Annotated in this window: 15 protein-coding genes; 13 read left to right on the top strand and 2 right to left on the bottom strand. The window is 34.9% G+C overall.

Going from position 1 to position 14,715, the window contains the following annotated elements; all coding sequences use genetic code 11:
• Positions 1 to 189: 189 nt before the first annotated feature.
• From MSBRW_RS12335 to MSBRW_RS12275, 13 genes are all read left to right on the top strand, one after another.
• Complete coding sequence (locus MSBRW_RS12335) at positions 190 to 816, top strand: sarcinarray family MAST domain-containing protein (protein WP_011307401.1); 627 nt, start codon at positions 190 to 192, stop codon at positions 814 to 816.
• Positions 817 to 1,028: 212 nt separating this feature from the next.
• Positions 1,029 to 1,652, top strand: coding sequence for a sarcinarray family MAST domain-containing protein (locus MSBRW_RS12330; protein WP_011307402.1), 624 nt, complete (start codon positions 1,029 to 1,031; stop codon positions 1,650 to 1,652).
• A 187-nt stretch (positions 1,653 to 1,839) separates the two neighbouring features.
• Positions 1,840 to 2,205, top strand: a complete 366-nt coding sequence (locus MSBRW_RS12325) for a hypothetical protein (RefSeq protein ID WP_048102844.1) — start codon at positions 1,840 to 1,842, stop codon at positions 2,203 to 2,205.
• Positions 2,206 to 2,222: 17 nt separating this feature from the next.
• Positions 2,223 to 2,855 (top strand): sarcinarray family MAST domain-containing protein, encoded by a 633-nt coding sequence (locus tag MSBRW_RS12320; protein ID WP_011307403.1) that lies wholly within the window; start codon positions 2,223 to 2,225, stop codon positions 2,853 to 2,855.
• Positions 2,856 to 3,068: 213 nt separating this feature from the next.
• Complete coding sequence (locus MSBRW_RS12315) at positions 3,069 to 3,692, top strand: sarcinarray family MAST domain-containing protein (protein ID WP_011307404.1); 624 nt, start codon at positions 3,069 to 3,071, stop codon at positions 3,690 to 3,692.
• 211 nt (positions 3,693 to 3,903) lie between these two features.
• On the top strand, positions 3,904 to 4,530 hold the full coding sequence (locus MSBRW_RS12310) for a sarcinarray family MAST domain-containing protein (RefSeq protein WP_011307405.1): 627 nt from the start codon (positions 3,904 to 3,906) through the stop codon (positions 4,528 to 4,530).
• Positions 4,531 to 4,737: 207 nt separating this feature from the next.
• Positions 4,738 to 4,944 carry a DUF7286 family protein gene (locus tag MSBRW_RS12305; protein WP_048102846.1) on the top strand — a complete coding sequence of 69 codons (207 nt, stop codon included), beginning with the start codon at positions 4,738 to 4,740 and terminating at the stop codon, positions 4,942 to 4,944.
• Positions 4,913 to 5,119 (top strand): DUF7286 family protein, encoded by a 207-nt coding sequence (locus MSBRW_RS12300; RefSeq protein ID WP_048102847.1) that lies wholly within the window; start codon positions 4,913 to 4,915, stop codon positions 5,117 to 5,119. The genes MSBRW_RS12305 and MSBRW_RS12300 overlap by 32 nt, the downstream gene beginning before the upstream one ends.
• Positions 5,116 to 5,745 carry a sarcinarray family MAST domain-containing protein gene (locus tag MSBRW_RS12295; protein WP_011307406.1) on the top strand — a complete coding sequence of 210 codons (630 nt, stop codon included), beginning with the start codon at positions 5,116 to 5,118 and terminating at the stop codon, positions 5,743 to 5,745. Before MSBRW_RS12300 ends, MSBRW_RS12295 begins: the two co-directional genes overlap by 4 nt.
• Before the next feature lie 56 nt (positions 5,746 to 5,801).
• Positions 5,802 to 6,140, top strand: coding sequence for a DUF7286 family protein (locus MSBRW_RS12290; RefSeq protein WP_011307407.1), 339 nt, complete (start codon positions 5,802 to 5,804; stop codon positions 6,138 to 6,140).
• Between the two features lie 2 nt (positions 6,141 to 6,142).
• Entirely contained in the window at positions 6,143 to 6,769 is a 627-nt protein-coding gene (locus MSBRW_RS12285) for a sarcinarray family MAST domain-containing protein (protein WP_011307408.1), read from the top strand.
• Between the two features lie 69 nt (positions 6,770 to 6,838).
• Positions 6,839 to 7,468: a sarcinarray family MAST domain-containing protein gene (locus MSBRW_RS12280; RefSeq protein ID WP_011307409.1), complete on the top strand. Its 630-nt coding sequence runs from the start codon at positions 6,839 to 6,841 to the stop codon at positions 7,466 to 7,468.
• A 563-nt stretch (positions 7,469 to 8,031) separates the two neighbouring features.
• Positions 8,032 to 10,692 (top strand): COR domain-containing protein, encoded by a 2,661-nt coding sequence (locus MSBRW_RS12275; RefSeq protein WP_011307410.1) that lies wholly within the window; start codon positions 8,032 to 8,034, stop codon positions 10,690 to 10,692.
• A 2,057-nt stretch (positions 10,693 to 12,749) separates the two neighbouring features.
• On the opposite strand, the gene MSBRW_RS12265 is transcribed toward MSBRW_RS12275, so the two are convergent.
• The gene (locus MSBRW_RS12265; RefSeq protein WP_011307411.1) at positions 12,750 to 13,151 is read right to left on the bottom strand and encodes a hypothetical protein; all 402 of its coding nucleotides are present in this window, start codon (positions 13,149 to 13,151) and stop codon (positions 12,750 to 12,752) included.
• A 35-nt stretch (positions 13,152 to 13,186) separates the two neighbouring features.
• A complete protein-coding gene (locus MSBRW_RS12260; protein ID WP_011307412.1) occupies positions 13,187 to 13,516 on the bottom strand; it encodes a DUF2551 domain-containing protein in 330 nt (109 codons plus the stop codon).
• Positions 13,517 to 14,715 lie beyond the last annotated feature (1,199 nt).

Raw genomic sequence — 14,715 nt, 5'->3', positions numbered from 1 at the left:
AGAGTAGATACTGACATCAAAATCGTAGGTGCAAATGGGATCGCAGGTATGCTAACACACTTGATTTTTACGGTTAATGTGTGAAACCATGAAGTGAAAGAAGAAGAAAAGTGTTGGGGATAAACTGGGAAAAAGCACTGAAGAATCAATAGAATACGAATATCTTTTATCAAGATTAGGAGAAAACAAATGAAAGCTGGAGTTCTAATTTTAGGGTTGCTTTTACTGGCGCTTGTTGACATTGTTTCTGCATCTTCTCCCTACGGCTCAATTGACGTTTATTATAATGATAAAATACTACCTGGTAAAGAGATTGCAAAACCAGTTTTGAAGATTGGGGAGCCATTTAACGTTGGTATTAATCTCACAGTTTACCAAAAATGTTACGTCTCCGTAATGTTGTCTGAAATTGGAGACAATGACTTTGAGATTATTACTGGTTCGACTTCTAAAATGAAAGATTATGGAACTGAAATTCTGGATGAAAACTCTACTAAAATGTATGAGTGGACTGTTAGACCCACTGGTAACTGGGCAGGTGGATCTATACCAATTAACTTAGTATATCAAATAAATGACTTTGAGACAGTAGAGAGTTTAGTAGAAGGAAAATTTACCATCGCCTACTGCGCAATCTCCAACGAACATTACCAAGGCGAAACTCCTACTTCTGAGCAGCCTGCTTCCAAAAATCAACCCACTTCAAAAAAGCCAGCTTCAGATAATTCATCTTCATCAGCATCTGCACCAGCTTACAGTTTAGTAACTGCGATTTCTGCACTTGTGCTTGTATTCCTCAGATTATCTCGACAGTAAATGAATTTGAAGCTATTCTGAACAGAGTAGATACTGACATCAAAATCGTAGGTGCAAATGGGATCGCAGGTATGCTAACACACTTGATTTTTACGGTTAATGTGTGAAACCATGAAGTGAAAGAAGAAGAAAAGTGTTGGGGATAAACTGGGAAAAAGCACTGAAGAATCAATAGAATACGAATATCTTTTATCAAGATTAGGAGAAAGCAAATGAAAGCTGGAGTTCTAATTTTAGGGTTGCTTTTACTGTCGCTTGTTGACATTGTTTCTGCATCTTCTCCCTACGGCTCAATTGATGTTTATTATAATGATAAAATACTACTTGGAAAAGAGGTTGCAAAACCTACACTTAAAATTGGAGAGCCTTTCAAAGTAAAAGTAGAGATGACATTAAATCAAACCAGTACTTTGTTTGTGCAAGTTTGCAGTTTAGGTGGAAATTTTTTTGAAGTTATAGATGGTCCATCAGAATTTGAAAAAACAAAATACATTAAGTCTTTAGATTCTGGTAAATATACTTTTGAATGGACGATTGTACCTACAGATGAATGGGCTGGAGGTTCTATTCCATTAAACTTTTGGTATCAGATTAACCTTCCTGAAGAAGACGAACCTGCTATAAAAGGAGAATTCACCATCGCCTACTGCACAATCTCCAACGAATACTACGAAGGCGAAACTCCTACTTCTGAGCAACCTGAAACCGAAAATCAATCAATTTCTGGGCAGCCATCTTCAGAAAATTCACCTTCACCAGCATCTGCACCAGATTTCAATTTATTAACTGCAATTTCGGCACTTGTGCTTGTATTTCTCAGAATCTCTCGCCAGTAAATGAACTTGAGGCTATTCTAAATAGAGGAGGTATTGACATCAAAATCGGAGTTGCAAATGGGATCTGTGCAGTTACAGTAAAAAAAGTGAAGTTATTGATACCGGTTTTGGAAGAATCAATAGAGAGCTGAAAAACCTAGCAAATGAAACTGCTGACAAATAGTCCGGTGAAATCGGAGATAAAATTTTGAAAAAACTGGATCGGACAATGGTAGTTGTTCCATGCGAGTTGTTTTTACGGTTAATTTGTGGACTTATGAAATTGTGGGAAAATATCAGGCATTTACTGTTATTGATAACGATAATGAAGCAATTCCTAAGCCTTATTTCGGGCATAAGGGGCAGAAATACGTTAGAGAAAAAACACCAATATTTCACCCTTTTAAAAAAGATAAAAAATGGGATTGCCTTGAGTCTAGGAACCAATGAAATGGTTACTTTCCACTTTAGCGGTTACGCGACAACAATAATAGGCCCAGAGCTAAAAGGTGTTGGAGATAAAAATGGAGGATCGGATGAAAGATCAGAAGATTATGAAAACCTTCTGAAATAATTAGGAGGGAAAATAGAATGAAAATGAGATGGGTATGTTCTTTGGTTATATTTTTGTTAATTATTCCAAGCACCACACTTGCAGAATCTCAATATGGTTCAATGGATGTATATTATAATGACAAACTTTTACCTGGAAAAGAAACGGCTAAGCCTACTTTAAAAATTGAAGAGTCATTTAAAGTAAAAATTAATCTGACAGTATATCAAAAAAGTGATGTTTATGTCTCTTTATCGTGCATGGAAAAAGATTCATTCAAAATTATAAAAGGTCCAACATCAAGAATCGAAGAATACTCCAAACCAGACATCTTAGAAGCAAATTCTTCTAAAGAATACGAATGGACTGTTGAACCTACTGAAAAGTGGAGTGGTGGATCATTGCCTCTAGATATATATTATACAATTCTTGCTCATGGTGACTCTGAACCTCTTATCAATAGCGGTTTTACAGTCGCCTACTGCACAATCTCCAACGAACATTACCAAGGCGAAACTCCTACATCTGAGCAACCTGAAACCGAAAATCAACCAATTTCTGGGCAGCCATCTTCAGAAAATTCATCTTCGCCAGCATCTGCACCAGCTTTCAGTTTAGTAACTGCAATTTCGGCACTTATGCTTGTATTCTTCAGCTTCTCTCGCCAGTAAATGAACTTGAAGCTATTCTGAATAGAGTGAGTAACGACATCAAAATCGGAGGTGCAAATGGGATTGCAGGTATTGCCGCCACACTTGATTTTTACGGTTAATGTGTGAAACTACGAAGTGAAAGAAGAAGAAAAGTGTTGGGGATAAACTGGGAAAAAGCACTGAAGAATCAATAGAATACGAATATCTTTTATCAAGATTAGGAGAAAACAAATGAAAGCTGGAGTTCTAATTTTAGGGTTGCTTTTACTGTCGCTTGTTGACATTGTTTCTGCATCTTCTCCCTACGGCTCAATTGATGTTTATTATAATGATAAGCTTCTTCCAGGCGCAGAAGTGGCAAAACCTCTCTTAAAGATTGGAGAGCCATTTAATCTCAAAGTAAACATGACTGTTTATCAAGAATACAAAGTATCTGGTCAACTCACCGAACTAGGGGAAGGTTATTTTGAGGTTGTAGATGGACCTTCAAAAATGAATCGATACTCAAGTACAATTTTGAAAGCAAATGAATCTCATGTTTTTGAATGGACAGTAGTACCAACAGATAAATGGGCTGGTGGATCGCTTCCTATCAATTTTCACTATTCAATAGTAGAAAAAGGCAATCCTGAACCCGTAGTAAACAGTGAATTCACCACCGCCTACTGCACAATCTCCTACGAACACTACCAAGGCGAAACTCCGACTTTTGAGCAGTTTGAGTCCGAAAACCAACCCACTTCAAAAAAGCCAGCTTCAGTAAATTCATCTTCACCAGCGTCTGCGCCAGCTTTCAGTTTAGTAACTGCGATTTCGGCACTTGTGCCTGTATTCTTCAGATTATCTCGCCAGTAAATGAACTTGAAGCTATTCTATATAGAGGGGGTATTGGCATCAAAATAGTAGTTGCAAATGAATCGCAGGTATGCTAATGCACCTGATTTTTACGGTTAATGTGTGAAACCATGAAGTGAAAGAAGAAGAAAAGTGTTGGGGATAAACTGGGAAAAAGCACTGAAGAATCAATAGAATACGAATATCTTTTATCAAGATTAGGAGAAAGCAAATGAAAGCTGGAGTTCTAATTTTAGGGTTTCTTTTACTGTCGCTTGTTGACATTGTTTCTGCATCTTCTCCCTACGGCTCAATTGACGTTTATTATAATGATAAAATACTACCTGGAAAAGAAGTTGCAAAACCAGTTTTGAAGATTGGGGAGCCATTTAAGGTAAAGATAGTTATAATACTAAATCAAAAATCAAGATTATTTATTGAAGTTGATAGTATTGGATCTGAATCTCCTTATGAGGTAATTGAAGGTCCTTCTAAATTTGCTGAAAAGAAACACTTTGAATCCTTAGATCCGGGAATATATACTTTTGAATGGGTTTTGAAGCCTACCAAAGAATCAGCAGATTGGTCTATGCCCCTAAACTTCTGGTACCAGGTACACGAAGAGGGAGAAGATGAGCCTGCTGTAAAAGGAGAATTTACAGTTGCGTACCCTCATGTTTCCAACGAATACTACGAAGGCGAAACTCCTACTTCTGAGCAACCTGAAACCGAAAATCAACACACTTCAAAAAAGCCAGCTTTAGAAAATTCACCTTCACCAGCATCTGCACCAGCTTTTAGTTTAGTAACTGCAATTTCGGCACTTATGCTTGTATTCTTCAGATTATCTCGCCAGTAAATGAACTTGAAGCTATTCTAAATAGAGGGGGTATTGACATCAAAATCGGAGTTGCAAATGGGATCTGAACAGTTACAGTAAAAAAATGAAGCTATTGATGTCGGTTTTGGAATAACTGATGGCGAGCTGAAAAACCTGGAAAATAAAACTGCTGACAAATATTCTGGTGAAATCGGATATAAAATTTCAAAAAGACTGGACAGGACAATGGCAGTTGTTCCATGTGGGTTACCAGTATTGCCTCCACACTGGATTTTTACGGTTAATGTGTGGAATTATGAAATTGTGGGAAAATATCAGGTATTTACTGTTATTGATAACGATAACGAGGTAATTCTTGAACCTTATTTTGGGCATAAAGGACAAAGGTATGTGAGACAAGATGAATACATCAAACACCCTTCAAAAAAATAATGATGAAAGTACTTTGTGGCTTGGAGATAATACACAGATGACCTTCCATTTTAGTGGGTATTCTGCTACAGTAGTTGGTCCAGGTCCAAAAGGAGTAGGAGATAAAATCGGTGATTCTGCTGAAAAATCAGCTGGATATGATGAACTTATTTCAGAATTGGGTGCAGAAATATGAAAATAAAATTGATTCTTATTGGGATATTTTGTATTATTTTGTTAACAGAAAGTGTAGCTGCGGATAGTCCGTATGGCAAAATTGATGTTTACTATAATGATGAGCTTTTACCTGGGAAAGAAATAGCAAAACCGGTTATAAAAATTGGAGAGCCTTTTACTGTTGGTATAAATTTAACTGTTTACCAAAAATCAGAAGTGGCTTTAAAGTTAAGTGAAATTGGGGACGGGTATTTTTTAATTGTAAATGGTCCAACTTCAAAAATGAATAAATATAGGGCAGATGTAATTGAGAAAAATTCTTCTTTAATGTATAAATGGACAGTAACTCCTACTGAAAAGTGGGCTGGCGGCTCTATACCAATTGACATTGTATATCAAATAGATGATTTTGAAACGGGTGATAGACTCGTTAATGGCGGCTTTACAGTTGCTTACTGCACAATCTCCAACGAATACTACGAAGGCGAAACTCCTACTTCTGAGCAGTCTGCATCCGAAAATCAACCAATTTCTGGGCAGTCAGCCTCAGAAAATTCCTCTTCACCAGCGTCTGCACCAGCTTTCAGTTTAGTAACTGCGGTTTTGGCACTTGTGCTTGTATTCCTCAGATTATCTCGACAGTAAATGAACTTGAGGCTATTCTAAATAGAGGGGTATTGACATCAAAATAGGAGTTGCGAATGGGATCGCAGGTATTGCCATCATACTGGATTTTTACGGTTAATGTGTGGTCATATGAAGCAGTTGGAATGTATAATGAATTTAAAGTCAACGATAACGATAATGAAGTTATTCCTAAACCTTACTTTGGGCATAAAGGACAGATGTACATCAGAAAAGATGATTCAATCTTACACAATGGAAAATACATTGGAGATAACGTTCCACTAACATTTCAATTTGTTGTGTACTCTAATACTATAGTTGGGCCTGGTCCAAAAGGAGTTGGAGATAAAACAGGTGGTTCTACTGAAAAATCAGCTGGATATGAAACTCTTGTTGCACAATTTGGTGAATAATCATGAAATTTAGAATTTTTATACTTGGAATGGTACTTCTTTTGTTGACAAATATCGTTTCAGCAGGTTCTCAATATGGTACTATAGATGTTTACTATAATGATCAGCTTTTACCGGGAAAAGAAGTAGTTAAACCTACACTGAAAATAGGAGAACCGTTTAAAGTAAAAATTGATTTAACATTGAACCAGACATCGATATTATTTGTAAAAATTTGCAGTTTAAGAGTGGGAACACCTTATGAAGTTATAACTGGTCCTTCAGAGTTTGATAAAAAGTTATATTTTGAATCCTTAGATCCTGGAACATATACTTACGAATGGATACTAAAACCAACTGGAGAATGGGAAGGTGGAACAATGCCTGTGAATATTTGGTATCAAATACATAATGTCGGTGAAGATAAACCTCTGGTTCAAGGTGAATTCACAGTAGCTTATCCCTATATCTCCAACGAACATTACCAAGGCGAAACTCCTACTTTTGAGCAGTCTGAGTCCGAAAACCAACCCACTTCAAAAAAGCCAACTTCAGAAAATTCATCTTCACCAGCATCTTCACCAGCTTTTAGTTTAGTAACTGCAATTTCGGCACTTGTGCTTGTATTCCTCATATTATCTCGACAGTAAATGAACTTGAAGCTATTCTATAGTGAAAGCAGGACACGATAATCTTATCTCAGAATTAGGTGCAGAAATATGAGAGCAAAACTGATTCTAATTGGAGCATTTTGTATAGTTTTATTAACAGGAAACGTAGCTGCAGATAGTCCATATGGCAAAATGGATGTATATTACAATAATAAACTTCTTCCAGGTACTGAAGTTGCAAAGCCGGTTCTAAAGATTGGAGAACCTTTTACTGTCGGTATAAACCTTACCGTTTCTCAAAAGTCAGAGGTGTCTGTAGAGTTAAGTGAGATCGGAGAAGGTTATTTTGAAATTATAAATGGTTCAACTTCAAAAACGAATGTATATCGGGCTGATGTAATGGAAGAAAACTCCAGTATTCTCTATCAATGGACAATTAAGCCTACTGAAAAGTGGGCTGGAGGCTCTATGCCAATTGACATTGTTTATCAGATAAACGATTTTAATACAGGAGATATTTTGGTAAACAGTGGTTTTACAGTTGCCTACTGCACAATCTCCAACGAACACTACCAAGGCGAAACTCCTACTTCTGAGCAACCTGCATCCGAAAATCAACCAATTTCTGGGCAGCCAGCTTCAGAAAATTCATCTTTACCAGCGTCTGCACCAGCTTTTAGTTTAGTAACTGCAATTTCGGCACTTGTGCTTGTATTCCTCAAACTCTCTCGCCGGTAAAAACTGTGGCTAGAGATTAAATCTATTTTCATGTGTCTTCGGTTAAGTGAGGAATTGTGGCAAATTGCGTCAATTTCCTCAACATTTATCAAATATTTTAATAAATTATGAGCTGGAACAGGATATCGATTTCATGTAAATAGGCCAAAATTTAATGCCGGCTTCTAATGCAAAATCGATAGCTTTCAGGCAAGAAAATTCCTTAACCGATGATCAATGAATTTATTTTTAGTTTTACATTTGATTTGGTTAAATTGAAGCCGCTATGAATAGAATTGGCATTGATATCAGGGATGATTGCAGCAGGTTACATGAACATTGAGTCTATCCCAAAATATGTTTTATCCTCAAAATATATAAAAGTCTCAGAAGTATTTTCCATGATCCGAAACTCATTGACATCTCTGATTCTAGATTTGGAAAAGTAGTTTTGAATTATGGAACGGGGTCTATGATATCTAAAATTTGAATAAAATGAATAAGTTTTTAGAGTAAAAGTATAGAATTTTATAACAGAATACGAAAACTCTCTAAATATTAATTAATTATAGTTGAGGCAGATAATGACGAGAGAAAAGGTGATGAAACTTATTAAAGAAGCTTATGAAAAAAACCTTATAGTGCTTTATCTAGATAATTACAATCTAGCTGAAGTACCACCAGAAATTGGAAGACTTGAGAACCTTAAAGAACTTGATTTATATGATAACGACCTGACTGAACTTACACCGAAAATTAAAGAACTAAAAAACCTTAACGAACTCAACTTATCTAGGAATCATTTAACACTACTGCCACCAGAAATTGGAGAACTTGGAAAACTCACAAAACTTTACTTATTCTATAACCAGCTTATAAAGTTGCCACCAGAAATCAGAAAACTTAAAAATCTTACAGAAATTGACTTAACTGGGAATCAGTTGACGTTACTACCATCTGAGATTGGAGAACTTGGGAAACTCACAAAATTCTCCTTGTATCATAACAAACTAGCACAGCTACCACCAGAAATTGGGAAACTTGAGAACCTTGAAGAACTTGATATTTCTAATAATCAGCTGACTCAACTACCACCAGAAATTGGGAAACTCAGAAATCTAGTGAAACTTTCTTTGTGCCATAACAATCTAGAAGAGCTACCACCAGAAATTAGTGAACTTACAAAACTCAAACAACTTGACATCTCTTATAACCCTTTACTCTCACCTCCACCTGAAATCGTTTCAAGAGGAATGGATGCAATTTTAACTTATCTGAAACAAACGAAAACTACAGAAAATAATGAGGCAAAGCTAATATTGGTTGGTAATGGAGAGGTTGGAAAAACATGTTTAATTAATAGGTTAATTACTGGTAAATTTGTGGAAGATAAGATCACCGAAGGAATAAACATATCAAAATGGGTAATTCCTGCTCCAGATTCAGGAAACAGTAAGATCAAGCTAAACATCTGGGACTTCGGAGGGCAGGAAATCTATCATGCCACTCATCAGTTCTTTCTGACAAAACGGTCAGTCTATATACTTGTGTGGAACACACGAAAAACAAAAGATTATGACCATATATATTACTGGTTGCATACAATTGAAGCCTTTGGAGAAGATAGCCCAATAATTCTTGTAATGAGTAAGATGAATGAAAGTAATGATGATCTTAACCTTAAAGATTTAAGAATTAAGTTTCCTCAGATTGTCGATTATGTAAAGATTGACAGTTATGATGGTAAAGGAATCAAAGGATTAACGGACATTATCTGTGAAACTGCCTGGAGTCTACCTTTGATGAGGACTAAATGGGTGGACTCATGGTTTGAAGTAAGACAAGAATTAGAAGAGCTTGGTAAAAATTGGATTAGTTATGAGAAATTTTATGAAACATGTAAATCCAAGGGTTTAGATGACAAGAATATAATTGTATTAGATGAATATTTGAATGACTTGGGAGTAACTCTCCATTTTAAAGATAGGATCGCCCTAAAGGATATCGTGATTTTAAAACCTGAATGGGCTACAAATGCATTTTACAAAATATTGTCTACGAAATTTGTCTTTGATAATGAAGGTATACTAATGCAGAGTGAATTAAACCGGATATGGGACATTGAAACGTATCCGTCTTCTGTTTACTCTCAACTTATGGAATTAATGAACAAATTTGAACTTGCATATGAACTTCCAGATAGAAGTGGCTATCTTATTGCAGAGCTTTTACCTAAAAATGAACCCGATTTTATGTGGAATGAGAAAGAGAACCTTTACTTCTATTATTGTTATAATTACTTTTTACCTTCCAGCATAATCACCCGCTTTATAGTTCGCATGCATAAGGAAATAGAGAAAAAAGAAAATGATATGCCTTTATGTTGGAGAGAAGGAGTGGTATTAAACCTCCAGAATTCGCGTGCTCTTATAAAGATGAAACCTGATGAAAAAGAAATAGAGATAAAAATAACAGGTAACAATAAAAGAGGCGCTCTTGGAGCAATCTGTAATGAACTGGATCAGATAAATGCTTCTATAAAAAAAATAAGTGTCCGTACAGAAATTCCTTGTAACTGTTCACAAAATTGCCCATGGAGATTTCCCTATGAGAAATTGCTAAATGCTGAAATTAACAATGTTGAAACTCTTCAATGTCTTGAGAGCTTCAAATCCATATCAGTTTCTTCTTTACTAGCTGGTTACAATAGAATAGACGAAAGACTTGATGAATATAAAAATAACGACCCCTTAAGACAAATTGTGCAGAATTTTGTAGTAAGCCCAAATTTTATGATGAAATCTGAAACTAATCCGATAATAAAAGTCGAACAAAAAACAGATGTTAGAACAAGTGTTAATGTGAATTTAGAAATAGATTTGCCACAGATTCAAACAGACTTTGATAACTTAAAAGAGGAAATTGAAAATTTGGATCCAAAACTTGAAAGTGAATTGGATAAAATTCAAGATAGTTTAGACGAAGTAAGTGCCAGTAGCGAAAAAGAAACATTGAAAAAACCTCTTAATAAGATATATAGACTATTGACTAAGTTGAGTGACCCTGATTCAAACTATAATAAAGCGATAACAGGAACTCTAAAAGGAATAGAGTATGCACAAAAACTTGGCAGAACTTATAACAAATTTGCCCCGTGGCTTGCAATGCCTCAAGTTCCAGATTTATTCCTTGGAAATAAGAACCTATCCGAAAAGTCAGTAATGCATGTTGAAAAGCCACGATAAATCTATACTATCAGAGTATCCGTTCCGGTTTTTCATATTGCATTTTGTAAAAGTTGTATCAAGTAATCACTTTTCGGATAGGCTCTAAATAAGAGGATACCAATTATTGCATCAATGCTATTATATTTCTCAATAGCAAAAATCAAAATATATAGAATATGTCCAAAAACTATATAATAAACTTGGTTTATTTATATTTTGGAGGTATCAAGTGATTCGATTCAAAAAAATATCCCAGGATCAATACAACTCAACTCTTATTTTCAAACTTCGTCTCTAAAGTACCCTCTTTCTCAATCGATACACTGATACCCGGACAGACTTCCTACGGGCTGCAGATTGTTCTCGTCTGCAGCTCACAAGATCTTTTTTGCCTATATGCGTGTAAACTGCTTTATCATACATTAGCACATGGATCTATTCATTTAATAAATTTTAAATAAAATGCTACATACATATAATTCATGATCCAAACTATATATTTTAACTTATAACAAGTCTAATTTTATTCAAAGAGGTTTTTACATATGTATGGATGCATAAAAGAGGCGATCACATGAATATTATTTTGACATTTTTAATTCTTGCTTTTATGATCTGGTTTGTGTTTTTCATTCTGTTTAAACTGCTGGATATCATCGTATATATAATGAATAAAAAAAAGTAATATGTTGATACATTGATACATTTTTTGCAAAGGCTCTGTCCTGCCTTCTAGTAGATTATGACAAAGATGTTGCAGGATGAGATGGGTAATTATACATCCTTAGGATGTTGTCTGAATTAATGCGTTCCCGGGTTAAATTGGCTTTTTTGCCTGGATCCAGTGGCTCGCAGGGGACTATGTGGAAACTTTCGGGCCGAGGTTGCAAGGACGATCACATCCCAAGCTGAAGCCACCCAATATCTGCTTGACTACTTGGCCACTTCTTCTATTTCGTGACCGTTTTTTTCGTATAATTTTATTTCACCATTATTCGTAACAACTGAGCAGGAAGGAGCTTATCCCTCAAAAAAACCTTTTTCTTCGAAAAACGTCGTTACACAATTTTTCCTTCCTTCTTTTCAGTTTTCTTTATAAAATCTATAATTTCATATTCCGAGCTTCCTTCTATCGTTTATACATAGTTTTTGATACAAAACCTGTGCATAAGTAAAAAATTTTGTTTTTTGCAGTGAAGAAAAAAATACAGAATCTAAAAATAATAATTAATATTCAAATGTTGGTTGCTAAAAAAACATTTTATACGGGAGTATTATTTGCTTGGAACCAATTTTTCATACAATTTATTTTAAATAAGTTTGGGAATAATTATAGCTTGGAACCCCATGAGAATATGAGAACAGAGCCAACCCACGAGAATAAGAGAACAAACCCAAACGAACGGATAAAAACGAGTGGATATACCACTAAGACAAAACGAATGAGTCAACACAAAGGGGAAATGACTGGATGGTATGTGAGTAAAGAATTGCCTGGAAGATGTTCTAATCCAAAGAATATATTAAGGGAATATTTTTTGGGTTACTTTGTCGGGGGATAGGTAACAGGAAAAAAAGTCTTCCAGGCTTTCTCTAATTTTTATAAAGTGTTTTTCTTACAGGTGTAGGCCTGGCTAAAAATGCCTTGAAACGACGTGATTACTGGATTTTTTTGAAGAACTTTAGATAAGTAAGGAAATAACCAACTCTCCAACCTTCCGCAGATATCTTGAAGAATATAACATTTTTCCTGCTATCGTTTTTGGGCATTTGGTCAATAATTTGCAATTATTCTCTCAACTGAAACCTCCGGAAATAGAGGTTAGAAGCTTTCAATTAAGGCAGAAAATTAGAAAGTGTAAAATATTTCAAAAACACATGCTTGAATAAGCAGAGCAATTTTCAGAAAAAACGATAGTAAGAAAAGTTGTGAAAATTGAATGGACATCTGCGGAAAGTCAGCTACACCCTGGATAGTTACTGAAAAACAAGAGAATACTTAGTGATATTTAAAATTTGTTTTTTATATATTTAATTATATTTAAATGTTAAATGAAAAAAGAGAAATTATTTCTTTAAAGGCTCTCCTCAGGCTGATTGAGAACTGCGGTCCACCACCAGCGGGCCATATCTAAAAGATCCTTTGAGAACTGACCTGAAAGCCTATACTCCTTATCTTTTATCGAAATCAATCCTGCTCCAAGCAACTTGTTGCGCATCGCATAAAATGAGGCACGCCCTATCTGAAGTTCTTCAAGAAGGTTTTTCCATTCATCAGTCTGGATAGCATTTCCAGCAGCCTGACGCTCTTCAACTAGAGTTAGGAACTTTTGGCCTCTGACCGCAGTGCCATCTTCTTGAAAAATGCGTCGCATAAGGGTATAATATGGATCCTTTGAATGGCTTATTCGAGAATTGGAATCCGATCTTACGACAATAGTCGTTGCCGTTCTGGGTGCGTTTTTAACGAGTGACATTGTCCATCAGACATTTTGGGATAATAGTCAACTTCTTAAGCCTTGAACTCAGCAGGTGCTTTAGGCGAAGTTATAATTTTCATTAGCAGGTCTATATATTCTTCTCTCAAAAGGTAAACCATGGGGGTTTTATAGGATTCTTTATGCGCTCTTAGAATTCCAAGCTTCGAATGGATATATCCTACCATAGACGCAACCGTGTTTCGAGATACATTATACTTACTTGTAAGCATTTCATGTAGTTCGTCAATAGTCGCTTTTTTTACTTTAATGAAGATACACAGGATTGCCCTTCGATATCCACTGGAATCAACTTCTAGAAATTTCTCTAATCTGGATTTAATTTTAGCTCGGATGGATACCATTAATTACCACCTTTACTGATGTAGTAAACTATGTAAGTTATAGATCTATATATAGATTTTTAAATTTATTCGTTGTGGGGGGATGGACACGAAAAAATTGATATCCATAAACAATTTTAATGTACTTCAAATCCAGTTTTTTGTATACATACTATGTTCTTTCTCTAATATATCGGTTTTTGTGCCCTACCCGCGCCGGAATAACTTAAATATTTTTTGAGGCCTTTTCATTGTGTTTTTCCCAAAATTATTTTGCTTTTTAAATTTTTATTGCAGTTATGTATCGTACACAGGTGACCTATTATTTTACTCCAATTTCGAATTTGTTTCATTTTACTTAATTATTTCACATACCAAAACGGAATTGGAATTTACTCAGTGTTTAGCTTTTTTAACCTTTTTGTGTCTCCTGCTGTTGTATTGTCTATTAATATTTCAAATGCTTTTGAATCTACGAAATTATTTCAGGATACAACACTTTGAAGTTTAGGCGTAGCCTTGGGGCCTTTTCTATCAAATAAGTAATATTTTATACTGATCTAAAAATAAATATTATTTTGAAACTAATTTTCTTTAGATAGTATCAGAAATCATAATTAATATTTAAATATTGTTTACTAAAAAACATTTTCCACGGGAATATTATTTGTTCAGAATCAATTTTTCATATAATTTATTTTAAATAAATTTGGAAACTATTAAAGATTAACCCCACGAAAATCAAAAAACGGATCAAAACTAATAGATTTAGACCATGTGAGACAAAACGGATGGATCAACACAAATGGGAAATGGGAAAGTGGCTGGTGGAATATGTGAGTAAAAAATTGCCTGGAAGACGTTCTAATCCAAAAATATAACGATAGTATGTTTTTTGGGCTACTGCATTGAAGAATGAAGTAAAGGAATGAGTCTATCCCAAAACTTAAAATTTGCTTTTTGAATCTCGTATTTGGAGCAATCAATTGAATACTTAATCACTAAAATAATCCTGTAAATTCATGATGATTTAGAATAAAATAGGTTTTGGGACAGGGTCGAATTAAAATCTTCCAGGTTTTCTCTAATCTGTTCAAGGCGCTTTTTTGTGAATTGCAATTATTTTAACTGATTAAGATATATTAACTGATTAAGATATATTAACTGATTAAGATATATTAACTGATTAAGATATATTAACTGATTAAGAGATATTGACT

This window comes from Methanosarcina barkeri str. Wiesmoor, from assembly GCF_000969985.1.
Taxonomy (GTDB): domain Archaea; phylum Halobacteriota; class Methanosarcinia; order Methanosarcinales; family Methanosarcinaceae; genus Methanosarcina; species Methanosarcina barkeri_B.
This window is presented reverse-complemented; position numbering and strand designations above follow the sequence as displayed.